Origin of the sequence: Massilia sp. PAMC28688, from assembly GCF_019443445.1 — a bacterium.
In the GTDB taxonomy this organism is placed as follows: domain Bacteria; phylum Pseudomonadota; class Gammaproteobacteria; order Burkholderiales; family Burkholderiaceae_D; genus Telluria_A.
Map to the genome: position 1 here is coordinate 1,495,044 of NZ_CP080378.1, position 25,782 is coordinate 1,520,825.

At 62.9% G+C, this 25,782-nt stretch carries 12 protein-coding genes; 5 read left to right on the plus strand and 7 right to left on the minus strand.

The window, feature by feature from the left end; genetic code table 11:
• Nucleotides 1–4 precede the first annotated feature (4 nt).
• The 5 genes from KY495_RS06735 to KY495_RS06755 all read left to right on the plus strand — a co-directional run bounded on the left by KY495_RS06735 (nt 5) and on the right by KY495_RS06755 (nt 5,989).
• Nucleotides 5–1,336 (plus strand): sigma-54 dependent transcriptional regulator, encoded by a 1,332-nt coding sequence (locus tag KY495_RS06735; protein WP_219882924.1) that lies wholly within the window; start codon nt 5–7, stop codon nt 1,334–1,336.
• Nucleotides 1,336–2,673 (plus strand): PAS domain-containing sensor histidine kinase, encoded by a 1,338-nt coding sequence (locus tag KY495_RS06740; protein ID WP_219882925.1) that lies wholly within the window; start codon nt 1,336–1,338, stop codon nt 2,671–2,673. The genes KY495_RS06735 and KY495_RS06740 overlap by 1 nt, the downstream gene beginning before the upstream one ends.
• Before the next feature lie 8 nt (nt 2,674–2,681).
• On the plus strand, nt 2,682–3,449 hold the full coding sequence (locus tag KY495_RS06745; protein ID WP_219882926.1) for a spermidine synthase: 768 nt from the start codon (nt 2,682–2,684) through the stop codon (nt 3,447–3,449).
• A gap of 137 nt (nt 3,450–3,586) precedes the next feature.
• Complete coding sequence (locus KY495_RS06750) at nt 3,587–4,381, plus strand: class I SAM-dependent methyltransferase (protein WP_219882927.1); 795 nt, start codon at nt 3,587–3,589, stop codon at nt 4,379–4,381.
• Between the two features lie 66 nt (nt 4,382–4,447).
• Nucleotides 4,448–5,989, plus strand: coding sequence for a S1C family serine protease (locus KY495_RS06755; RefSeq protein ID WP_219882928.1), 1,542 nt, complete (start codon nt 4,448–4,450; stop codon nt 5,987–5,989).
• Nucleotides 5,990–7,126: 1,137 nt separating this feature from the next.
• Here the strand turns inward: KY495_RS06755 and KY495_RS06760 are convergent.
• From KY495_RS06760 to KY495_RS06790, 7 genes are all read right to left on the minus strand, one after another.
• On the minus strand, nt 7,127–8,731 hold the full coding sequence (locus KY495_RS06760) for a serine hydrolase (protein WP_219884139.1): 1,605 nt from the start codon (nt 8,729–8,731) through the stop codon (nt 7,127–7,129).
• 20 nt (nt 8,732–8,751) lie between these two features.
• Nucleotides 8,752–10,608 (minus strand): M1 family metallopeptidase, encoded by a 1,857-nt coding sequence (locus KY495_RS06765; RefSeq protein WP_219882929.1) that lies wholly within the window; start codon nt 10,606–10,608, stop codon nt 8,752–8,754.
• 133 nt (nt 10,609–10,741) lie between these two features.
• A complete protein-coding gene (locus KY495_RS06770; RefSeq protein ID WP_219882930.1) occupies nt 10,742–13,228 on the minus strand; it encodes a CehA/McbA family metallohydrolase in 2,487 nt (828 codons plus the stop codon).
• A gap of 326 nt (nt 13,229–13,554) precedes the next feature.
• Nucleotides 13,555–22,284 (minus strand): GH36-type glycosyl hydrolase domain-containing protein, encoded by an 8,730-nt coding sequence (locus KY495_RS06775; protein WP_307728254.1) that lies wholly within the window; start codon nt 22,282–22,284, stop codon nt 13,555–13,557.
• 238 nt (nt 22,285–22,522) lie between these two features.
• Complete coding sequence (locus KY495_RS06780) at nt 22,523–23,236, minus strand: MIP/aquaporin family protein (protein WP_219882931.1); 714 nt, start codon at nt 23,234–23,236, stop codon at nt 22,523–22,525.
• 10 nt (nt 23,237–23,246) lie between these two features.
• Nucleotides 23,247–23,594 (minus strand): helix-turn-helix transcriptional regulator, encoded by a 348-nt coding sequence (locus KY495_RS06785; protein WP_219882932.1) that lies wholly within the window; start codon nt 23,592–23,594, stop codon nt 23,247–23,249.
• 81 nt (nt 23,595–23,675) lie between these two features.
• Nucleotides 23,676–25,661 (minus strand): aminotransferase class V-fold PLP-dependent enzyme, encoded by a 1,986-nt coding sequence (locus tag KY495_RS06790; protein ID WP_219882933.1) that lies wholly within the window; start codon nt 25,659–25,661, stop codon nt 23,676–23,678.
• Nucleotides 25,662–25,782 lie beyond the last annotated feature (121 nt).

Genomic DNA, 25,782 nt, shown 5'->3' on the forward strand with positions numbered 1-25,782 from the left:
CGCCATGCCTACCGTACTGATAATTGACGATAACGCCGCCGTTGCCATCGCACTGGAAGTGCTGTTTTCACTGCACGACATCCACGCGCTGCACGCGGCATCGCCTGAGGAAGGCCTGGACCTGCTCGCGCGTGAAGACTTTGACCTGGTCATCCAGGACATGAACTTCACGGCGGACACCACTTCCGGCGAAGAAGGCGTGGCGCTGTTTCGCGAGATCCGGCAGCGCCATCCAGACCTGCCGGTCATCCTGCTGACTGCCTGGACCCACCTGGACGCCGCGGTGGACCTGATCAAGTCCGGCGCCGCCGATTATCTGTCCAAACCGTGGAACGACAACCGGCTTATTGCCACCGTCACCAACCTGATCGAACTGGGCCAGGCCAACCGCGCGCTGCGCCAGCACGCCCAGCGCGCAAGGCGCCAGCGGCGCGACCTGGAGCAGGGCTTCGACCTGCGCGGCATGGTATGGCAGGATGCCGCCACCGAGCGCATCCTGCACCTGGCGTGCCAGGTCGCGCGGGCCGACGTGCCGGTGCTGATCAGCGGCCCAAATGGCACCGGCAAGGAACGCATCGCCGAAATCATCCAGGCCAATTCTGCAGTGCGCGACGGCCCCTTTGTGGTGCTCAATTGCGGCGCCCTGCCGTCGGAACTGATCGAGGCGGAACTGTTTGGCGCCGATGCCGGGGCTTACACCGGCGCCTCCAAGGCGCGCGAAGGCAAATTCGAGGCGGCGGACGGCGGCACGCTCTTCCTCGACGAAATCGGCAACCTGCCGCTGGCCGGGCAAATGAAGCTGCTGCGCGTATTGGAAACCGGGCGCTTCGAGCGGCTGGGCTCCAATCGCGAGCGCCAGGTGAAGGTGCGGGTGATCAGCGCCACCAACGCAGATTTGCCCGCCATGATCCGGGCCGGCACCTTCCGCGAGGACCTGTTCTATCGCCTGAACGTGATCGAACTGCGCCTGCCGCCGCTGGCCGCGCGTCCGGCCGACATTCTGCCGCTGGCGTCGAGCTTTCTGGCCAATGGCAAAAAGCTCGACGCCGGCGCCCAGGCTTCGCTGCTGGCGCATGGATGGCCGGGTAACGTGCGGGAACTGAAGAACGTGATGGCGCGCGCCTGCCTGCTTGCCGCGGGCGACACCATCAAGGCAAGCGACCTTGGCCTGCCCATTTCGCCCGTGGTCCCGAGCGAAGCAGAGCCTGACCGTGATGCGATTACCCAGGCGCTGGCGCGCGCCAGCGGTGTAGTGGCGCAGGCTGCGGCGGACCTTGGCCTGTCGCGCCAGGCGCTGTACCGGCGCATGGAGCGCCTCGGAATCGCCAGGCCCTGATGGACAAGCCACGCGGCCTGCGCCTTTCGCTCGTCACGCGCTGGTCGGCGCTGGTGGCCACGCTCATGATCCTGGGCGTGGTCATTGCGCTGGTCCTTGATCATTTTTTGCCAGACCAGCCGCTGCTGGTGGGAGCGCTGTGCATGGCATGCGTGATTCCGATGGCGGTCATCACCATCCGCGCGCAGATCCAGCCCATTCTTTCCATGTTCCGCGCGCTGGAAGGCACGGTGACCAGTTACAAGGATGGCGACTTTTCCTTCGGCCTGCACTGGGACCAGAATGACGAAATGGCCGACCTGGTGCGGGCTCACAACGCCCTTGGTGAAGTGCTGCGCGAACAGCGCCTGGCGCTGGTGCAGCGCGAACTGCTGCTCGACACCATGGTCCAGAACACGCCGGTGGCCATGCTGCTGGTAGGTGACGCATCGAGTGCCGGCGCCATCATGTACGCCAACCTCTCGGCGCGCCAACTGCTCAACCAGGGGCGCAAGCTGGAGGGGCATCACCTGAGCGAAATCATGGAGACCGCAGCGCCGGCCCTGGTCGACGCGCTGGCGCGCGGCGGCGATGGGCTGTTCACCGCTGGTGAAGGCGACGAAGAAGAGGTGTACCACCTGGCTCGCCGCACCTTTACCCTGAATGGACGGCGCCACGAACTGCTGCTGCTGCGCCAGCTGACGCAGGAATTGCGGCGCCAGGAAGTACAGACCTGGAAGAAGGTCATCCGCGTCATCAGCCACGAATTGAATAATTCGCTGGCGCCCCTTACCTCCCTTGCGCACTCGGGGGCAGAGCTGGTACGGCGCGGCCAGACCGAGCGCCTGCCGCAGATATTGCAGACCATCGAAGAACGCACCCGGCACCTGGAAACCTTCATCCTTGGCTATGCGCGCTTTGCCAAACTCCCCACGCCGCGCATCGAAGCGTGCGATTGGAAGGTGTTCGTTGCGCGCCTGGCTTCGGAGGTGAAATTCAAGCTGGCTGGTTCGCTGCCGACCGAGCGGGCATGGTTTGACCAGGCACAGATCGAGCAGGCGCTTCTGAACCTGCTCAAGAACGCCCACGAATCGGGCTCCTCGCCGGAGCAGGTGGAACTGCACATCAAGAGCGCCATGGGCATGCTGCGCATTGAAGTGGCGGACCGTGGGCACGGCATGAATGATGCGGTACTGACCAACGCGCTCGTACCGTTCTATTCCACCAAACGCAGTGGCACGGGGTTGGGCCTGGCCCTGGCGCGCGAGATTGCGGAGGCCCATGGCGGTCGCATCACGTTGGCCAACCGCGACGGCGGCGGCCTGACCGTGACGCTGATCCTGCCGATGCCCATGTAAAATGGGGCATGCCCGACCTTTCGCCTGCCAGCCATTTTGACGCCCCGGGCCACCCGCCCGCCACCATCACCGAGTTTCGCGGGGTTCGCTCGCTGCACCTGGGTACCTCCTGGGTACAGGGCGCCATGCGCCTGGCAAAGCCCGACCACATCGAACTGGAATACGTCCAGATGATGATGATGTGGATGCTGTTCCTGGACCAGCCGCGCCACATTGTGCAGCTTGGCCTGGGCAGCGCCGCCCTGACCAAATTCAGCTACCAGCGTTTTCCGACCGCGCGCGTGTCGGTGGCCGAACTCAATCCCAACGTGATCGGGATCTGCCACGCCATGTTCGGGCTGCCGCCCAACGACGCGCGCCTGAACGTGCGCGAGATGGACGCCATGGATTTTGTGCTCGACAAGGCCAACCACGGCACGGTGGACGTGCTGCAGGTGGACCTGTACGACGAAGAGGCACGCGGCCCGGTGCTGGACTCGCAGGAGTTTTACCAGGCGTGCTTCGACTGCCTGACGGATGACGGCATCATGACCGCCAACGTGTTTGGCGACTTCAGCAACTACGACAAGAACCTGCTCAACATGGAACTGGTGTTCGATGCGGTGGTATGGCTGCCTGAAGTGCACGATGCGAACATCGTCGTCATCGCTTTCAAAAAGGCGCCGCAGATCGACTTCAGCGTGCTGTATGAGCGCGCCAATGCCATCAAGAAGACCATGAACCTGCCGGCCAAGAACTGGGTGACGGGCCTCAAGGCGTGGATGGCGGAACAGTAGAGTAATCCAGGCCAGCCAGTGACCCGCGCCTGAACGAATTGCGCTTGACCGGCGCGCCGCCTTGGCCGATCATCGCTGGGGCAGCGAAAAGCGCTACCTGTTCGCAGCACCCTACTCATCAACGGAGGCATAAATACATGAAACGATTGATTCTGGCCGCAATGCTGGCCACCGGGATTGCAGGCACGGCACACGCTGACGACGCGCTCAAGGCCGCTATCGCGAGCAAAGACCGCACCCCGGCCAACGTGGCACGCGACGGCGCCCGCCATCCCTACGAGACGCTGACCTTCTTCGGCATCAAGCCGACCATGACCGTGGTGGAGCTGAGCCCGGGCGGCGGCTGGTACACGGAGATCCTCGCGCCCTACCTGCGCGACAAGGGCAGGCTGATTGCAGCCGGCGAAGAGCCGACTTCGCCGAGCGAAGGCGCACGCCGCTACGCCGGCAACCTGACCAAGAAACTGGAAAGCAACCCGGCCATGTTCGCCAAGGTGCAGCGTGGCGTGTTCGAGCCACCGCGCGCCTTTAATATCGCGCCAGCGGGCAGCGCAGACATGGTGGTCACCTTCCGCAACCTGCACAACTGGACCAACCCTCCGGAGAAGGTCCAGGAGATCCTCAAGCAGGTGCATACCGTGCTGAAGCCAGGCGGTGTGTTTGGCGTGGTTGACCACCGCATGCCAGCATCCAAGCCTGCCAAGGACGGAAGCGGTTACCTGCACGAAGCAGAAGTGATCAAGATGATCGAAGCGGCCGGCTTCAAGCTGGAAGCCAAGTCCGAAGTGAACGCCAATCCAAAGGACACGGCGGATCACAACAAGGGGGTCTGGTCGCTGCCACCGGTACTGGCCAATAAGGACGTGGACCGTGAAAAGTACATGGCCATTGGCGAGAGCGATCGCATGACGCTCAAGTTCGTCAAGAAGTAATCAAGTCTGCCGGCCCTCAGAGGGCCGGTTTTTTTCAAGCTTCACATTCTTACGCCAGACATCAACATGACCGCTTCGCGCATCATCGCCGCGCTTGTACTTGCCGCTACCAGCCACCTGGCCGTTGCCCAGGAAACGCCTCGGGTCGAATCATCGGTGCCGGTGCCCGCCCAGGAGATTCCACCGAGTCTCGAGAACTCCGTCGTCAAGGTGTTCGCCACCCTGCGCCGGCCGGACCCGTTCCGGCCGTGGGGCAAGGCAGCGCCGGCGGAAGTGACCGGTTCCGGCGTGGTCATCGAAGGCCGCCGCATCCTGACCAACGCGCACGTGGTTGGATACGCGAGCCAAGTACAGATCCAGGCCAACGAAGCAGGCGACAAGGTATCGGCCACGGTGGTCGCGGTGGCCCGCGACATGGACCTGGCGGTGCTGAAGCTGGACGACGAATCGTTTTTCGACACCCATGCGCCGCTGCCCCGCGCCAGCGTGCTGCCCAATGTCCGCGACCAGGTATTCGCGTATGGCTACCCGACCGGCGGCACGTCGCTCTCGATCACCAAGGGCATCGTGTCCCGTATCGAATTTGTGAACTACAGCTTTGACACGGCGGGCCTGCGTATCCAGATTGACGCGGCGATCAATTCCGGCAACAGCGGCGGGCCCGCAATCGCCGGCGACAAGATGGTGGGACTGGCCTTTGGCGCGGCATCAAACGCGCAGAGCATCGGTTACATCATCCCCAATGAGGAAGTCGAGCTGTTCCTGCGCGACGTAGCCGACGGTCGTTACGACGGCAAGCCTGCGCTTCTGGCCGACACGCAGACCCTGGAAAATCCTACTTTGCGCGCGTTCCTCAAGCTCGATAAATCCGTGACCGGCGCCGTGGTGCAAAGCACCGGTGTGGACGACCCGGCCTTTCCGCTCAAGGAGTGGGATGTGATTTCGAAGATCGGCAATTCATCGGTCGACAACCAGTCCATGGTGCAGCTGGGGAGCAACCTGCGCGTACGCTTTCAATACCGGGTGCAGCAGCTGGCCAAAAACGGCAAAGTGCCCCTGACGATTTACCGGGACGGCAAACGGATGGAGCTTAACGTGCCGGTGGTGACGGGCCGCAAACTCCTGATTCCGGACCTGAACGGCGGGTATCCCTCGTACTTCATCTATGGCCCGATCGTGTTCTCGCGCGCCACTGCGGAGTTCCTCAACTTCATGGCGGGGAATCCTAACGCGCTCAATTCATATGGCTGGGTAGCCAGCCCGCTGGTGACGCGCCGCAGCGACGAGCCGACGCCCGAGCGCGAAGAACTGGTGGTGGTGAGTTCTCCGTTTTTCCCGCACAAGCTGGTGACGGGCTACAGCAACCGTTTTGGTTCGGTGATCTATTCGATCAACAAGGTCCCGGTGCGCAGCCTGGCACACCTGGTGACGCTGCTGCGCGATGCGACCGATGACACCATCGTCATCCACTTCGACCAGCGCGGTGGCGAGAACATGGTGCTCAAGCGCGAGGACATGCTGGCAGCGACGGAAGAGGTGTTGTCCGATAACGGCATTCGACTTCAGGGGACGAAGGATATGATGGATATTTGGAATCGCAAGAAGTAGCGTGAAGCGTCACTGCAGCGGCAACAGTTCCGGCGCAGCCCTTCGCTTCCTTTCAAACGAGACACTAGCGATCAGCTTGTACCGGGATGTCGGCTACGCCCCTGTTGCTTCGCACTAGTCGCCGCGATTCCGGAAAGTGATGAACCCCTAAGCAGGACAAGAGTTTGGTAGCGTCGCCGCAGACTGCGAAAGTTGACCGTGGGTACATGTGCGGTTGCGATGAGTCCGCGATCAGGACATTTGATCCAGCCCGTTTCATACAACCCAAGAGGAACGTATGGCCCATCATTTAAGGAACAGAATTAAGGGCGCGACTGTTGGAATATGGATCTGTTTTTTTCGGTAGGGGTTTTGTCGACACGTCTGCAAGCAGCTTGTGTCGAGATGTCGGCGCATACACTTTGATAGTGCGCTTGCAGGCGCGGCTGCTTCATAGTGTTTTCAATATACGACAACGAGGCCGGGCCGACCTTTTTTAGCTTCCATCGCTTAAGAATAAATCACGAAGCGCCGCTTCCGTAACTTACTTAATCCCCATTCGAAGCCGCTATAAAATCCAATGCTATCAGTCCGGTCCTTGAACGAAATAGACACTCGGTACGGCTCCCCAGCTTGGAAGCGTGGTGCAAGTCATACCATTTGGGTTGTAAAAAGTAGTGACCGTCTTGCCCGAAATTCGAGCTGCAAGTAACGATGCGTACACAATTTTGCAACTCGCAACTTTCATGTTAAAGCTGCCCTGGTCAGCGACATTGCAGATTCCGTGGGTCGGCGTGCCTCCGACGGCTACCATGATAGTCCCACCCTGGTCGATGCCCAAATAGTTTACCGGACCTGTGCAACTATAGTTTGCTAGACACGTTGGCGAAACGAGCAGGCTTACCAGGCCAAGCACCGCAGCTGACTTTTTTACTTTGTGAAGCGTATTCATTTTTCTCAAATCACTTTCGCTAGCTATTCCGAGGTCATGTCAAAGCATACCCGCTTCATCGACCATTGCTCAAAATTTTGCTGAACCGGCGCGGATCGTAACATGGAAGTTGAGCAAAAGATATTATTTATTAGAGAGGGCGGATCGATGCAATCAAAGTACGCCTTGTATGCCGCTTCTTACAGCGACCCTGGCAAAAATGCTCCCTACTTCGCTTGCTTGACAGGCGTCAGCGCCAAATCCGCAAAGTCAAAACTAAAGTCCGTCTCGTCCGACACCGGCGCCATCTTCACCCGGTCGATACTGCCATCAGGATTCAGCTGGAACGTTACGTAAGCATCAGCGCGGAAGGAGCGCTCATTCCAGCGCACGATGAACGTGTCGTGCTGGAAGTGTTCCAGCTCACCTGTCAGGCTAGGCGTCTTCGAGAAGCTCATCACCTGCTTGTTGCCGACCTTCTTGATCGTCACATCGCCATACCACGGGTCCACGTAGGTGCCTTCATATGACGCCAGCGGCAGCGATGGCGACGAGCGCGCCGGGCGCGTACCCTTGACCTTCTGCTGCTGCGCCAGGTCCTTGGCTGCGGCTTCCTTCTCGGCGTCGTTGAACAGCTTGATCCAGTCCGTCGCCGGCACCTTCAGGTAGTGATCCATGATGCGATACGACAGCGACGTCATGACGCCGCCGTTTTCGGCATTGGTCAAAATCGCGATGCCGAGATTCTCTTCCGGGACCATCAACACGCGCGAATAAAAGCCAAACAGCGCCCCGCCATGCATGGCCAGCTTGCGTCCCTTGTAGTCGCGCAGCTGGAAGCCCAGGCCATACGCGAAGAAGTTCGGCTTGGTCGAGGCCAGCGCCTTGGACGGCTCGCCGATCTTCATCGGGGTCTGGGCAGTCCACATTTCGCGGCTTTGCTTGGCGCTGAACAGGCGCTGCTCCTTGCCTGCCGCATCCTTGCCAATTACACCCTCATTCATCAGCACCATCATCCACTTGGCGATGTCTTCGGCATTGGTGTTCAGGCCAACGGCGCCGACAGCGTTATCCACCGGCATGGGCGTGACGACGCGGGTCGTGCCATCGACTTTGCTGTGCGGACTGGACACGTTGGCCCGCGCCGCGTTCTCCGCCAGGCTCACGGTCGTGTCGTTCATGCCCACGGGTTTGAGGATACGTTCGCGAATGGTCTCGCCCCAGCTCTTGCCCGACTTTTGCGCGATGATCTTGCCTGCCACGATATACAGCAGGTTGTCGTACGCGTAGCTGTTGCGAAAGCTCGTCGCCGGCTTGATGTAGCGCAGGCGATGGATGATGTCGTCCGTCGAAAACTGTGTGGTCGGCCACCACAGCAGGTCACCGGCGCCCAGCCCCAGGCCGCTGCGGTGCACCAGCAGGTCGCGCACCGTCATTTCGTGCGTGACGTACGGATCGTACATCTGGAAGTCCGGCAGGTGCTTGGTGACCGGGTCATCCCATTTCAGCTTGCCCTCATCCACCAGCATCGCCAGCGCCGCGGCGGTGAACGCCTTGGAGTTCGAGGCGATCTCGAAGATCGTCTTGCCGTCCACCGGCGTGGGTTTACCCAGCTCGCGCACGCCAAAGCCGCGGGTTGCCACTACCTTGCCATCCTTGACAATGGCGATGGCGACTCCCGGAACGTCGAACACCTTCATGGCGCGCTGGACATCCGCTTCCAGGTCGTAGGCGCTCGCTGGCGCGGTAGCGCTCACCGGTGCGGCGGCGGGTTGGGCCAGTGCGCCGGCGGCGCTGAAGGCGAAGACGAGTGCTGCTGCGATGCGGGTCATTGAATGCACGGTACGGTTCCTTAGTTGCTGGCCATTTGCTTGTCGACGCTCTTTTGCGTGGCCGGGTGATAACGCTCGCGCGCCTTTTTATAGACTGCGTCGGCCCATGCCTTGTCCTGCGGCTGCTTGCGCAGCGCCGTGTACAAGGGCACCACAAACTTCTGGCGCCCCACGCTCATGAGGAAGTCGTTGAGCGGCGCGCGAATGTCGCGGTTGCCGGCGTTGATCGAGGCGCGGTAAAAGCGGAAAGCCACTTCGTTGTTGCCGGTCCTGGCAAGGCCAAACGCCTGGTCCAGTTCCTTGAGCTGCGCGGCAGTGGCCTTGCCATCGATATCGTTGAGGAACTTCATCCACTCGGTGGCGTTCCACTTCTTCGTATCCAGTTTGGCGGTAGCCAGTTCGCCCTTGAGCCATGCGGCGCGGGCAGTGTCGAGTGCCGCCAGGCGCTGCGACACGGCGCGCGGCGCGCTGGCCGGTATGCCCGGTCCATACAGCCACTCGTCCAGTTCCTTCTCCGTCATCACGCCGGGATTTTTGGCCAGCAGGTGCTTGCGCAGGTAGTCCACAAACTGCTCGGTCGTCACGCTCTGGAAAGCGTGCGAATCGAACCAGCTGCGCAGGAAGGGATCAAACTTGGCGCGGCCGGCGCGCTGCTCCAGCGTGCGCAGGAACCAGGCGCCCTTGGGGTAGACCAGCCCGTCGTCGGTATAGGTATCAGCCGAGGTATCCGGGTCGCGCGTGACCAGCGCCTGCTTGGCAGGTGCAATGGTGGCCAGCGACGCCAGCGCTTCTTCCTGCTCCAGCTGCAGGTTCATGGTCGCGACTTCCTCGCCATACATCGATTCCAGGATGCGCGTGGTGACGTAGGTAGTGAAACCTTCGTTAAGCCAGAAGTGCTTCCACGAGGCGTTGGTCACCAGGTTGCCGGACCAGCTGTGCGCCAGTTCGTGCGCCACCAGGTCCACCAGGCTGCGGTCGCCGGCGATCATGGTCGGCGTCAGGAATGTCAGGCGCGGGTTCTCCATGCCGCCAATCGGGAATGATGGCGGCAGCACGAGCATGTCGTAACGTCCCCAGCGATACGGGCCGTACAGCGACTCGGCGGCCTTGATCATCTTTTCGGTATCGGCAAATTCGTATGCGGCAGCCTTGATGCGCTTGGGCTCCGCGTACACACCAGTGCGCGGGCCAAGCGTGCGCACGTCGATCTCGCCGATGCCGATCGCCAGCAGGTAAGAAGGAATCGCCTGCGGCATCTTGAAGCGCCAGCCACCCTTGCCTGTTGCCTTGGGATCGTTATCGGCGCTCATGACCACGCGCAGGCCTTGTGGCGCATCGATGCGGGCGCTGTAGGTAAAGCGCACGGCAGGCGTGTCCTGCACCGGCACCCATGAGCGGGCATCGATGGTTTGCGACTGGCTGAACATGAAAGGCTTCTTGCCCGACATGGTCTGCACCGGGTTGAGCCACTGCAGGGCACTGGCCGTGGGCGCCGTGCGGTAGTGAATGCGCACCTTGCGCGGCTGTCCGGGAGCGGCGATGTGCAGCGCCTGCCCTTTTTCAGCATCGCGTGCATCGAGCTTGTAGGTCACAGGGGTCCAGCTGCCGTTGGCGCCAAGCGCTTCGATCTTGCTGATCGCCAGGTCGCGCGTGTCCAGGTCCAGGGTATTCGCCTTCTTGTCGATCCAGTCGAGCGACAGCTCGGCAAATCCGGACAGCGTCCTGGTGCCGAAATCGGCCTTCAGGTCCATGTGCAGGTCGGTGGTTTTCACCTGGTCATAGCGAGCGTAGCTAAGGGGATCCTGGGCGAATGCAAAGGCACTGCACTGGGCGATGAAGAGGCACGCGGCGGCGCGCAAGGTGCTGATGGTGTACATGTCGTCTCCTGTTGGGCGCAGGCAGAATATCACTTTCACCAATCGAACGAAAGCGCCACGGCATTGTCCATACAGCACACGAAAAAAAGCCCGCCTTCGAAAAAGCGGGCCCGAAGAGAAAAGCAAACTGTATTTACTGGGTCGTCAGCGTCACGTCATCGATGATGAAGGAAGTCGGCACGGTCGATCCTTCCACGCCCAAAAAGTACAGGCTCACCGTCTGGCCCTTGTAGGCCGTGAGGCTGAAGCTCTTTTCCAGGAACGAGGTGCCCTTGTTCAGGTTGGAATACGTTGCCAGCGTGGCCAGGACGGTGCCGCTGGCATTGCGCACCTGGACCTTGAGCGTGTCGTAGGGGTTGGTGGTCGTCGTTTCGCTGGACGACACCTTGAGCCAGAACCGGAGCGTGGCGGAGGTCACGGTCGATGGAATCGTCACCTGCTGGTACAGCGAATCGGTGCGCGCCGTGCCGTAACCGTTCAGCCATGCCTTCCAGGTGCCACTGCGGGCGGCCTGGCCGCTGTCGTTGGTGATCACGCCGCTGGTCGCGGTCCAGGAGGTGCCGCCGGACTCGAAGCCGGGGTTAAGCACCAGCTGCTTGGTCACCGAGGTGGTGTTATTGACCGAGAAGCTCACTGGCGCCGACAGCGTGCTGTTGTTGGCCGCATCAAAGGCCTTGGCCGTCAGCGAATGGCTGCCATTGGTGAGCGTGGTCGAGTCAAGCGCCAGTGAGTAAGGCGCACTGGTGTCGGTCCCCTTGAGTACATTATCGACGTAGAACTCCACTTTCGACACGCCCACGTTGTCGCTCGCGGTGGCCGACAGCGTGATGGTGCCGCTGGTGCCACTCTGGCTGGCCGAGACGGTCGGCTTGGTGGTGTCGCCGCCGGTGGAACCGGTTTGCGTGACCCACACCGGGGCCGACCACAGGATCTTGCCGTCGCCCTGGGTTACCTTGGCGTAGTAATAGTGCTCGCCCACGGCCGGGGTGATGGTGGTATTGGCCGTGGCGGAGAGCTGGGTCGGCGTGCCGTTGCGGCCGGGTACACCTTCGACGATCGACACGGTCGCAGCGCTCTGGCCGGCAGTGTTGGCAAAGTTGGCCACCAGGTTGAGCGGACCGCTGTTGGTGAAGCGCTCGCCCATGATGCGGCCGTTCGCGGTCAGCACCAGCTGCGAGTTCTTGTCCATGGTCGCGAACACGCGGCGCGCCTTGAGCGCGTCGACAAAGCTGGCCTGTGTCAGCGGGGTACCGTTGGGGATCAAAACGCCGGTGCGGTTGGTGTACGACGCGCCCCAGTTGGCGCAGTGGTTATCCTGGTTGGTGCTGAAGGCGATATGGAAACCGGCTTCCAGGGCCTTCTTGCAGCCGCTTTCGTAGGTGCTGCGACCAGTCTCGGTTTCGGTGGTGTTGGTGGAAAACGCGGATGTGTTGAGCACCTCGCACAGGACCATGGCCTGGTCGCCGTCGGCGGTGTACCCAAGCGGCACACCGTTGACGAGGAACTGGCCGCTGCTGGCGGGATGGTTGAACTGGCCGATATAACCGCGCTGGCGCATCAGCGAGTACAGGCCCGCATAGTCGGTCTTGTCGGTGAAGGTATCACCGAGCAGCTGGCCGCTGCTGTTGTATTCCCAGTTCAGCAGTTCCGGCGAATTGAGGATGTTGAGGTGGCCGCCGTTGTTGATCACACCCCACTCCATGCCATACACGCCCAGGAAGTTGGGATTGGCTGCGTTGAAGCTAGCGGCTGCATTCAGGCCGGCCTGGTACAACGATTTGGCAGTGGTGGGACTGGCCGAGGTGTTGCTGCCGGAGGAGCCGTCGTACATGTGGTTGTGTTCCGACGTCATCAGGATGTCAAGTCCGCGGCCCTTGGCATAGGCAAATGCGTCGGCCGGTCCGTAGGGTGCGGCCAATGGCACCTGCGAGCCGGAACAGTTGTTGACGGCGCCGCCGCCATCGCTGTGATTGGTCTGGCTGTGCAGGTTCGCGAAATAGACGGTGTAGGGCAGCGAAGCGGGGGCCGGCGCCGACATCGCCACGGGCATGCCATCGCCGGGCCGCGCCGCTGGCTTCGTGGTGGGCAGGGCATGAAAGGCCGGCATGGCAGGCTTGGCCACCGCACCAATCTGCAGGTCCCACGATTGTTCAATCACCGCTTCCGGCGCGGCGGCCAGGGTTTGCTCGACGCCGATCAGCGAACCGTCGGCCGCGCCCTGCGCCGGCGCTTCATTGGCCACCGCCTGCATGCGCACCTGGTACACGCCGTCGGGAACGCTGACGCTGTCCGTACGGCCGGCCCAGCGCACCTTCACTTCCACCGCCTTTTTCACCAGCCGCTGCACGCCGGACCACTGCTTGACCACTTCTCCGGCCGGGCTGATGATTTCCAGCTTCCAGCTCACGTCCTGTGGTTTTTGGACGTAGGGATATTCAAAATCGAGGGTAAATGTGCGGGCATTCGTCTTCGCTTCCGCCTTGTCGGCCTTGTAGGGCACATGCAGGCTCGCTTCAAATTCGCGGTGGTCGAGTTCCGACGCAAAGCCGGCCGCGCTGGCAGTCAACGCCAGGAAAACTGCTACGTGTGGCAGGAGCTTTTTGATGTTGTTTTGTTGCATGGTTTTCCCCGGGTTGATGTGCATATATCGACAATTTATTCTCCTTACTTTGCATGACGACAATATGACGTACAAATTCGATTTGCCTTTCTTATTGAGACTAAATTGATATAAATTAACTAAAATGGAAGGGTGATTTCCAGAAGGAAATCGCACCAGCAGGGGCGCAAGCCAGGAGAGGCGTGACGCGCCAGATCGTTGCGATCCGAAACGTGCAGCAAAGAATTATTTAACGTTGTTGTGGAAATGATGAAAATGTCCATAACAAGACATTCTCACCAATTCCAACAATAAATTAACAGCCCGGGCAGGCGCCCGGACCGGGATTACGACGCCACTTGCAACTCCACGCGGTGGGTCATGCCGTCATCGACCATGGTGATGACATTGCCTTCGTGAGGGCTACCGTCGACCATCATGCCGGCCGCCGCGCCGCGGCTCACCACAATCGCGTACGTCGATCCGCGGTAGCGGTAGTCGAGCGCGAAGCCCGGCCAGTCTGCTGGCAAGTGCGGCGTGATGGTGAGGCGGTCACCGGCCAGGCTCACGCCCAGCAGGGACTCGACGATCAGGCGATACATCCAGCCCGACGAGCCGGTGTACCAGGTCCAGCCGCCGCGCCCGATGTGCGGCGAGACTGCGTACACGTCCGCTGCCACCACATACGGCTCCACCTTGTACAGCGCGGTCGCTTCAGGGGTGGACCCGTGATTGACCGGATTGATCATGCGCAGCAGCTCCCATGCGCGCTCGGTGTCGCCCATCTTGGCAAAGGCCATGGCGGTCCAGATGGCGGCGTGGGTGTACTGCCCGCCGTTCTCGCGCACGCCCGGCACATAGCCACGGATGTAGCCGGGATTGAGCACGCCGTCGTCAAACGGCGGATCGAGCAGCTGTATCAGGCCAAAGTCGCGCCGCACCAGGCGCTCGTCCACCGCCTTCATGGCCGACGCGGTACGGGTCTTGTCGGCCGCGCCCGAGATCACACCCCAGCTTTGCGAGATGGAGTCGATCTGGCATTCATCGTTGGTGTCGGACCCAAGCGGCGTGCCGTCATCAAAGTAGGCGCGCCGGTACCACTGGCCATCCCACGCGTTTTCCTCGACATTCCTGGCCAGTTTGGCCGCTTCCTCCAGGCAGAAGGTGGCAAAGGCCGGGTCCCCGTGCACGGTCGCCACTTCGGAGAAGCGCTGCAGGACTTCATAGGTGAAGAAGGCCAGCCATACGCTTTCGCCCTTGCCTTCGTTGCCCACGCGGTCCATGCCATCGTTCCAGTCGCAGGTGCCGATCAAGGGCAGGCCATGCACGCCAAAGCGCAGGCCGCGCTTGATGGCGCGCACGCAGTGCTCGTACAGGTCGCCGCTCTGGCTGGAACGGTGCGGCATGTCGTAGTAGGACTCTTCTTCCTGGGTCAGCATGCGCCCTTCCAGGAAGGGTGCCACCTCTTTCAGCACGCCGCTGTCGCCGGTGCCGATGACGTAGCGGTGCGTTGCCAGCGGCAGCCACAGGAAGTCGTCCGAGCAGTGGGTGCGCACGCCCCGGTCCGACGGCGGATGCCACCAGTGCTGCACATCGCCTTCCACAAACTGGTGGGCGGCGCACAGCAGCAGGTGGTCGCGCAGCAGGTGTGGTTCGGTGTGGATCATGGCCATCGCGTCCTGCAACTGGTCGCGGAAGCCGAACGCGCCGCCGGACTGGTAGTAGCCGCTGCGCGCCCACAGGCGGCAGGCGATGGTCTGGTACATGAGCCAGCCGTTGGCGATGACGTCCATCGCGGGGTCCGGCGTCTGCACGCGGATCGCGCCGAGGGTGTGATCCCAGTGCTTGCGCACCTTGTCGAAAGCGTCGGCCGCGGCGGGGCTGCCGTTGTACTGCTGGATCACGCCGCTGGCATCGGCATTGCGGCGCCCGCCCACGCCAAGCATGAACACCAGCTGGCGCTCTTCGCCGGGCTGCAGTTCCAGCATGACCTGGATGGCCGCGCACGGGTCGAGCGCCGCGCCCATCTTGCCAGACAGGCGTGAACGGGTCATGGCGGCAGGATTGGCGAGCGTGCGGTTGCGGCCAATGAACTCGGTGCGGTCTGCCGTCACGGTGCGTGCAGGCGCGTCCACGTGGAAGAAGCCCACGCGCCCCGTGAACTCGGTGTTGTAGGCATTGCGGGCAAAGACAGCGCCGCTGACCGGGTCAAGTTCAGACGTCACGTGCATGGACGACTTGTTGCGCAGGTCGCCCAGCACCCATTCCACATATCCGGTTGCCGACAGGCGGCGCGGAACGGTGCTGTCATTGCGCAGCTTGATGACCGAATACTTGATCGATGCGTCCAGCGCCACGAAGGTAATCAGCTCGCTGTGGATGCCCTCTTCCGCATGCTCGAAGATACTGTAGCCAAAACCGTGACGGGTGATGTATTCGCCATCCGTACGCACTGGCAGCGCGGTGGGCGACCAGAATTTGCCGGTGGCTTCATCGCGGATGTAGAACGTTTCACCGCTGCGGTCCGACACGGGATCGTTGTCCCACGGCGTGAGGCGGAATTCGTGCGCGTTTTCGGCCCAGGTATAAGCCTGTCCGCTCTCCGACACCACGCTGCCAAAATTGGGATTGGCCAGCACATTGACCCACGGCGCGGGCGTGCGCTTGGCGCCACTGGTGCGGATGATGTATTCGCGCCCATCCTGGCTGAAGCCCCCCATGCCATTATCGAGAATCACCTCGTAGTTCGGCATCGGCACGTCGGTGCGCAGCTGGTACGGCTCGCTGCGGCTGTCCACGGACAAAAGCGGCAGCCGGGTGAGGGCCGGTGTGGCGCGCTTGACCTGATCGGCCAGGGTGCCCTGGCTGTCGGACACGATGGCGCGTGCCACCGACTGCATCAGGATGCGGTCTTCCGGCGAGATCTGGTCGAGCAGGCGCACGAAAATGCCGCCTGGCCGGTCGATGGCCTGGGCATCGATGCCCGAGGCGATCAAGCCCATGATCTGGTCGTGCAGCGCCTGGCGGTAGCCCGACTGGTCTTCGTACCAGATCACCAGGTCCACCACCAGGCCCTTGAGGCGCCAGTAGGCGTGTGCCTGCACCATCTGGCGCGCCAGGTCGATGTTGGCCGGATCCTTGATCTGCATGAGCACAATCGGCAGGTCGCCAGAAATGGCGTACGCCCACAAGCCGGACTGGCCGCGGTTGTTGCGCGTCAGGATGGCGGCGTCGGCGCGCAGCGCGGCGTTCGGATAAATGACCATGCTGGCCAGGCGGCTGTACAGCTGCGCGTCCGACTCGCTTGCATTGAGCTGGCGCAGTACCACCTGGCTATGGGTCCATGCCAGTTCAAACACGCGGTCGGCCAGGTGGCGATCCTGATACTTGTCGATCAGGTGCAGCGCGGCTTCGCGCGTTTCGGTCATGCCCAGCACCACGTCAAGCGTGACGGTTTCATCCGGCTCCAGCGTGACCTTGTAGCGGATAGCCGCCACCGGATCGAGCACCGAGCCCTCCATGCCGCCCAGCGCCTGTGGCTCCAGCATGGCGCGTGGTGCCACGGTGCTGTTGCCGCGGCCAAGGAAATCCGGCCGGCTCGTTTCAAACGACACATCCTGCAGCGCGCCGTCGTGAATGGTCATGAGGTTGAGCAGCCATGGCATCTGTTCGCCCTTGTGGCGCGGGCGGCGGGTGCACAGGATGGCATTTTCGTTGCGCAGGATTTCGGTCTGCACAAACAGCTTCTGGAACGCCGGGTGCGCCGAATCGGCGGCCGGTGGCGCCATCACCACCTCTGAATAACTGGTGAACTCGATAATCCGCCTGACCGACGACTTGTTGGTAATGCGCGTGCGGCGCATTTCAATGTCGTCTTCCGGCGAGACCACGATTTCGGTATGCAGGTCGATGCCGCGGTCGTGGCGGCGAAATTCCGCGCGACCTTCCGAGAAGATGACTTCATAGCTCTTCGGCTCCACCAGGGTCGGATGATAGGCAGTGGACCAGAAATGGCCGCTCTCCACATCGCGCACATAGCAGAAGCTGCCGTAGTCGTCGGAGGTGGTATCTTCGCGCCAGCGCGTCACCGCCAGGTCCTTCCAGCGGCTGTACGAACCACCGGCGCCGGTGACCATTACATGGTAGCGGCCATTGGAGAGCAGCTGCACATCCGGCTGCGCCGTGGTGGTCTGGGTAATCACACGCATCGGCGCGGCAGCTGCTTCCTGCGCCGGGGCGCGGATGGCCGCCAGTTCCGCAGTGTTGGAATAGAAGGCGCCTGCACGCGGCACGCGCTCCTGCAGCACCAGCATGGTGGCCTGGAACAGTGGATCGGCCTCGAAGCGGCGCTGCATCGGGCGGTCATGCAGCAGGTAGGAAATGGCGAGCAAGCCCATGCCCTGGTGGTGCGCCATGAAGGACTTGACGATGGCGAAGTTCTGGCCGCGCGGCAGGCGCGATGGCGTGTAGTCGATCGCTTCGTAGAAGCCGTGCTTGCCCATGAAACCCAGTTCGGCCATGCGCTGCAGGTTGGCCACGGCTTCTTCCGGCTTGACCATGAGGCTCATCATGGTGGCATATGGCGCGATGACCACGTCGTCGGCCAGGCCCCGCTTCATGCCGGTACCCGGCACGCCAAAGGCGCGGTACTGGTAATTCATGGACGCGTCCACGGTGTTGTAGCCGGACTCCGAAATGCCCCACGGGATGTCGCGCTGGCGCGCATAGTCGATCTGCGCGTTGACGACCGAGTGGTAGGTCTGGTCGAGCAGCGTGTTTTTATAGGTCGGCATGACCAGCAGCGGCATGAGGTACTCGAACATCGAGCCACTCCATGACAGCAGCAGCTGCTCTCCGCCGACGATGCACAGCTGGCGGCCGAGGGCAAACCAGTGCTCCTGAGGGAACTGGCCCTGGGCAATGCCCACGAAGCTGCACAGCCGCACTTCGGACGCCAGCAGGTCGTAGCAGGCGGCATCCATGCGGCGGTCCGAGACGTTGTAGCCAATCGCAAGCAGGTCGGTCGTCTTGTTGTACAGGAAACGGAAATCCATATTGGCGAAATCGCGCGCTTCCGCCGCGAGGCGCTCGATCTGTTCGATGCGGCGCGTGGCGCGCTCGCTGCCGCGCTCCACCAGCGCTGCCAGCACCTGCTGGCGATCGCGTTCGGCCGGTGCCAGGTCGGTTACCGGGCTGCCCGCCAGGACAAACCCGGACAGCTCGCGCAGGGTCGGGATGCGGGTGAGACTCGAATCGAATACGTATTCCTGGGCCGACTGCATCCACGGCGCCAGTTCCATCAGCTCCGCATAGGCCACGCGGCACTGGTCGGCCAGCTTGTCGGCCCACCACTGCAGGTTCGGTTCACCGGCCGGCAGCATGGACGCGATAATGGCATCGGCAGCACTTGACAGGCGGCGCAGCGCATCCACCGCGCCGGGCAGCGTATCGACGTGCTTGAGGCGGTCGGGCGCCAGTTCGGCGGACATTGCATCGATGGCGCTCTTGACGCCACCCGGCGCTTCGGCAGCATGTTCCTGCACCACGCGCAGCGTGATGGCGATGCCGTGCATGGTCTGGGGACTGACGATTGGCCGCTCGGCCAGGTCCTGCAGGCCGGGGGCCAGGGTGAGCAGGTGGCCGGCCAGGTTGCCGCTGTCAACCGCGGAAATGTAGCGCGGGTGCAGCGGTGCCAGGGTCTGGGTGTCGTACCAGTTGTAGAAGTGGCCCAGGTGGCGTTCCATGCGGCCCATGGTGCGCAATGTGTCTTCGCAGCGCTGCAGTACCTGGCCTGCGGTGATGAAACCGAAGTCCCACGCGGTCAGGTTGGCCAGCAGGCCCATGCCGATATTGGTGGGCGAGGTGCGGTGGGCCACCACGCTCTTCGGATGCTCCTGCATGTTGTCGGGCGCGAGCCAGTTGTCTTCGGCGACCGAGAAGGTTTCAAAGAAGCTCCAGGTCTTGCGCGCCAGCGACTCCAGGAACACGGTCTGCGGGGACTCAAGCTGCGCCGCGTCGCGCGCCACCGGAAGGCTGATCCACCACGCAATGGCGGGCGAGAGGAACCACAGCAGCAGTACCGGCACGGCTACCGGCATGGCTTCGGGCCGGTAAAGCTGCAGCAGGATGGCGGTGACGATGGCCAGCGCGGGGCCAATCCACATGGTGCGCACGTTACTGGCCAGGTCATTGGCCGAGCGGTGCATGCTCGACGCTTTCCACTCCAGCAGCTTGCGGCGCGATACCAGCATGCGGTACAGCGCGCGGCAAATGGCATCGGCGCTGAAATATGCTTCATACGGCAGGAAGGCAAAGGACAGGAAGGAGTGGCCGAACATCAGGCGCGTCCCCTTCATGGAGGTCGCGACATGCTGGCGCCATAGCACATCGTGCGGCTTTTCCGTCAGGTCCCAGACCGCGCTGATCAGGGTTGGCAGGAAGATCACGGATGCCACCGCCACGGTCCAGAAAAGGGGTGCGGGCATGAGCGCCCAGCACAGGAGCAGCAAGGTGGTCAGGATGACTGGCACCACGCTGCGGCGCAGGTTGTCGAGCAGCTTCCAGCGCGACAGGACGCTGAGCGGGTTGCGTTCGCGCTTGCCGGCGGCATTGGTCACGGACGGGAACAGCCAGCCGGCGAGCTGCCAGTCGCCGCGCGTCCAGCGGTGGCGGCGGCTGACATCGTCGGCGTAACGCGAGGGATATTCTTCATACAGCTGGGCGTCGCTCAGCAGTCCGGCGCGCAGGTAGCAGCCTTCGATCAGGTCGTGGCTCAGGATCTGGTTGTCCGGGAAGCGGTTGCCAAGCACTGCCTCGAAGGTGTCGAGATCATAAATGCCCTTGCCGACGAATGAACCTTCATAAAAGACGTCCTGGTACACGTCGGACACGGTACGGGTGTAGGGATCGATGCCTGGTTCGCCGCCGCACATCATTTCGTAGCGCGAGGCGTCTTCGCCCGGCAGCGCGGCCGTCACGCGGGGCTGCAGGATGCCGTAGCCTTCCACCACGCGGCGGTCACGCATGTCGATCTGCGGCCGGTTCAGCGGGTGGACCATGGTGGCGATGAATTTCTTCGCCGCGTCGCGCGGCAGCATGGTATCGGTATCGAGGGTAATCACGTAGCGCACGCTCTGCAGGTGATAGGTGTCACCGACCACCACCGAGAACTTGTCGCGCGCGCCGCCGCGCAGGAAGGCATTGAGGTCGGCAATCTTGCCGCGTTTGCGCTCTTCGCCAATCCAGGCGTTCTCGGTTGCGTTCCACTTGCGCGGACGGTGCAGCAGCAAAAAGGGCTCGAAGCGCTGCACCGCAGTCTGCGGCACGCCCGTGTCCGACAGTGTTTCGTGTTTGGCCAGGGTGCCGTACTTGGCATTGAGTTCCGTGATCGCGGCGCTGGCCAGTTCCACCAGTTCGTCGTCTTCGGGCATATGCTCGCTGGGGGCGTCCGCAAAATCGGTCAACAGGCAAAAGCGCAGGTTGGGATCGCGGTTGGCGAGGTAGCGCACTTCCAGCCCTTCGACCAGGGAGGCGACGTTGTCGCGGCTGTAGAGCAGTGTTGGCACCACCACGATACTGTCGGCGTCGGACGGAATGCCGTGTTCAAAGTCCATGCGCGCCAGCGGGTTGGGGTGCGTGAGCTGGGTCGTCATCAGGTTTACCAGCGCCAGCGCGAGCTGGCTCGATCCAATCGCCGACAGGATGCCGATGATGACGAGCAGCGCGCCTTCCACATCGGCCAGCCAGGCGTGGCGCACCACGCTCGCGGTGAACAGGGCGGTAAAGATGATGATGGCGCCGAGGTAGCTCGACACCGGTGAATTGTGCGCGTTGCGGCGAATGGCTTCGCCAATGCCGAATTTGGCGCACAGGCGCCGCTCCAGCAGCGGCAGGCCCTTGCCCACCAGGTAGTAGCCCACGTGGCGGGTACGTTCATCCAGGCCGCCGGCCGTCAGGTCGCGGTTTTCGAGTGCCAGCGCCAGCGCATGTTCGGCCACCTGTACTTCCGAAAACTGGCAGCGCTTGGCCAGCTTTTCGACCACGTGGCGGTAGTTGTCGCGGGTGGCGAAATCCATCCTGCCATACGTTCCGTGCGGGTCCTGGCGCAGGGTTTGATCGACCACGCTCATGGACTCGACGAACTCCTGCCAGTCCATGGTGCCCAAAAAGCGCAGGCTGCCGATGCTGTTGCTGATTGAAACCTGGTCAGCGGCCTGCTGACCAATTTCGGCCTGGATCTGCTGCTCGATCGTCAGGCCGGCTTCGGCCAGGCGCGTGGTCACCCATTGCAGTGCCAGTGTCAGGGCCGGACTCTGGCCCTGCAGGCGGCGGGCCAGTTCGGCCACGAAGCCGCTGTTCATGGGCTGGCCCGAGCGGGCCATGTCGGCCACCAGCAGGATCAGGTTACTCGGATTTGTCTCGGCCGTCTCGGCCATGTCATCGGCCCAGGTGTTGGCGCGGTCGCGCTCCATGCGGTTGTCATACACGCGCGCGGCCACGCGGCGCAGGTTCTCGATCAGCGCGAGGCGCAGCATGATCGGGATCGCCCATAGCTCGCCCAGCTTGAGCGTGGCCCCGCCCTGGTAGGCTTCCACGAAGCGCGTCAGGCTCTCTGGATCGACGCGGCCGTCGCCATGCGAAATGATCTCGAGCGCCAGCTGGTACACGCGCGGCATGCCGGCCGCATCCTCATTGGCCAGCCGCGGCAGCTCCTTGCTGTAATCCTTGGGCAGGTGGCGGCGCGCGGTGCGGATCTGCTCTTCGATCAGGTAGAAGTTATCAAGCAGCCAGTCGGAGGCCGGGGTAATCTGACGGCCGGCCTTGAGGGCAGCAGTCAGCTCGTGGCAGGTATCGGAAATGACGGTGGCGTTTTCGGACAGCCGGGCAAGCAGCTTGTCTGGTCCGCCCTTGGTGCTGAGCACATGGCGGCTGGCCAGGGACTTTCCGTGCGCGGCCATCTGGGCGGCACTGAAAAGTTCCGAGCGTAGCGGGAAATCGTCGGCCGCCTGATTGTCCTCATCGGTGGCATCGCGCCAGGAAGGGAGGGTATCGGCCAGGGTGGTTTTTTCTTCGTTCAACAGGGGACCTCGCGTGGGCGTGAGTAGCCAACACGCTGCAGACACAGCGCGTTGCGGCCGGGTCGGACGGCTGTTTCCATAGTAAAACGACGACAACATTCCCACTGTGCGCTAACGAACACAGGGGGAAATGGAATGACCGCCAATTTGGCGAAAAAGACGCTTAGTTAGCGAAAGTTAATGCGCAAATGCAAGACTGCCCGGGTTTTTCGCGCGCGCGACTGTGCCGTCAGAAAAATCATGGGGCCGGTTCAAAGTCGGAAGGCGCGATGGTGCCGGCAACGGTTGCGCCGGCCGGCGCCGGGGGATACAGCCAGCAGAAGACCAGCGTGGCGGCGGTAGCGCCGAGCAGCTGGGCGGCGATGAAACCCGGCGCATCGGCCGGACGGATACCGGCAAAGGTATCGGTGGCGGCGCGGGCCAGCGTGACGGCCGGATTGGCAAACGAGGTCGAGGACGTGAACCAGTACGCGGCAGTAATGTAGGCAGCCACCGCGAATGGCGTGACCGCCGGGCGGCTGCGCGAACACCCGATGATGACGGCAATGAGGCCGAAGGTGGCCACGAATTCGCTCCACCACTGGGCGCCGCCGGTGCGCACGTGCGTGGAGGCGAACAGCAGCGGCAGCTCGAACATCCCATGGGCGGCCGCCACGCCGGCAAAGGCACCGGTAATCTGCGCCACAATATAAGGCAGCACTTCGCGCGCCGGCATGTTGCGCTGCCACGCCTCCGAGAGCGTCACGGCGGGGTTGAAGTGGGCGCCGGAGATGGTGCCGAACATGAGGATCAGTGCCACCAGGCCCGCCCCGGTTGCCACTGCGTTGGCGAGCAGGGCCAGCGCTACGTTGCCGCCAGCTAAGCGTTCGGCCATGATGCCCGAGCCGACCACCACGGCCAGCAGCAGGGCCGTACCGAGGGCTTCCGAAACAAGTCTGCGTGCGAAGGTCATTGCGGCTCCGTCAAAGCGTGTGATCGGCGGTTGCCCCGGCGCTGCACTGCTTGGCAGCGGAGGGCGCACAAGGATTGCCGCCGCAGCAGTTTTCAGTCAGGAAGGCGAGCAGACTGTTCATGGCCTCGAAGTTGGCTGAATAGATGATGAAGCGGCTTTCCTGGCGTGCGCTGATCAATCCCGCGTGGCTCAGTTCCTTGAGATGAAAGGACAGCGACGACGAGGGAATCCCCAGCTCTTCGGCAATGCGGGTGGCCGCCATGCCGGCGGGCCCGAGCTTGACCAGCAGGCGGAACACCGCCAGCCGCGATTCCTGTGCCAGCCCGGTCAATGCCGCCAGTGCCTGGGATGTATCCATGCCTTCCTCCACGATTTTCACTATTCTACATTCATGGAAATGTAGAAGTACAGTTCAAAATTGAAACAGGGAGAGCTGTTGCTACGTGTCCGTACCGGCGCCGCCGCTGAGCGCGATGCCGCCTGCCAGATGCCAGGCACTGGCAAATCCCAGCCGCTGCATGCACTCCACCGCTTTTGCGCTGCGCGCGCCGCTGCGGCAAAAGAACACCAGCGGTATGGCAGGCTCGGTGAGCCAGGACCCAAGCCGCTCCGCAAGGCGCGACAAGGGGACATTCTGCACGCCCTGGAAACCAGTGTCGCCAGCGGCGTGTTCAAACGGTTCGCGCACATCCACCAGCCGTGCCTGTGGATGGTCCGCCAGCAGGCGCGCCAGCGCGGCGCGGTCCAGTTCACGCTGCGCGGCGCAGGCGGCACGCATAGTCTCGCGCGCGGCCAGCGTGGTGCAAGGCAGCCTGCCAGTGTCGCGCGAAGAACACAAAATGGTTTGCGGGCCCACCACGGCCGGCAGCAGCGGCGACATGGCGGCCCCGGTAAAGGCGTGGGTCACTGCGGCCGACGCCAGCAGGCCCGCCGGGTCGCAGGTGCCGAGCAGGTAGCTCACTCCAGCGGCATCGGGCAGGCGTACCAGCACCCTGGCGCCAAGACCGATGGCGTCCAGCGCGCCGTGCGCGGTCATCACCGTCGTGCAGTGTGGGGGCCAGCCGGCGCTGCCGGCGGTGCTGAGGATGGCGAGCGTGTCGCAGGCGTGGCTGCGCACGAAGGCATCGATGCGCTCGGCCAGGGCTGGCACAGGATCGATCACGATGCAGGAGCGCTGCGTCTTGTCCAGCACCAGCCATGTCACGTGGCCGTCGTGCGTCATCTGCACCAGGCCGGTGTCGGCGCAGATGTGGCGCAGGGCCTGGCCACAGAGGACAATGCGCCCGCATGCGGCATCGATGAACGCATCGTCGGCCATGGGCCCGAAGGACATGCGCACCGCCGCAGCCGTGCGCCAGCCTGGCAGCTGCATCGCTTCCAGCACATAGCTTGGCACTGCCAGCGCCGACGAGCATGCCGATCCCGCGCTCACGCGCACGCCGGCGGCATCGAACAGATTGAGGAGCTCCTTGCTGCTCAATCCCGGTACGGAGAAGTTGAGCGTGGTGGGCAGAGACTTGTCAAAGGCGCAGTTGAAAACGATATCCGGCATCGCTGCCCGCAGGGCATCAGCGAGCCGCGCGCGGTAGGCCACCAGCACGTCATGGGAGCGAAAGGTACTGCCCTCTTCCAGCGCGGCCAGCACTGCGCCCAGGGCGGCCACGCCGGCCATGTTTTCGGTCCCGGCGCGCAGGCCCGCTTCCTGGCCACCGCCGCACATCAGCGGTGTGTAGGGCGCCCCGTCACGCACGTACAGCATGCCGATGCCCTTGGGCGCATACAGCTTGTGGCCGGAAAACGGCGCGTAGTCGATGGCACTGGCGGACAGGGTGAGAGGCAGCTTGCCCAGCGCCTGCACGCTGTCCACCATCCAGTAAGCGGGACTGATTGTCTCGCGCAGCACGGCGGCGATGCCGTCCAGGTCGGAAATGGCGCCGGTTTCGTTGTTCGCGGCCATGGTGCAGACCATGGCCGCGCGCGGGGCCAGTTCACGCAGCACGTCCAGCCGGTGCTGGCCGTGTTCATCCACCGGCAGTTTTACCAGCTCCAGCCCGGTGCCGAGCAGGCGGTTCCAGTGCGCCAGGCTTTCCGGCACCGCCTTGTGCTCGGTGGCGCCGTAGACCAGCAGCTGGCCAGTCGGTTCGCCACGTTCGCGCGCATCGCGCACCGCGCACAAGGCGGACAGGATCGCGGTCTGAATACCTTCGGTGGCGCCACTGGTAAAACTGATGCGGCCACTGTCGGCACCGAGCACGCGGCGCGCGCGGGCGCGCACGTCGTCAAGCAGGGCACGGGCGCGCAGGCCGGTGCCATGCGTGCTGCTGGGATTGCCGAAGCCTTCGCGCAGCGCGCCCGAGGCGGCGGCGATGGCCGCTTCCATGACAGGCGAGGTGGCGTTGGCATCGAGGTAGATTTCCGGATTCATGGGGACGGCAAAAAGCTGCGGGAGCGATCATGGTAGCTGGCCATCCGCGAAAATACTTTCCAAAATATTCCGTATTTACCTATAATTAAGCATGCTTATGCTAAAAAACTGGAAAATATAG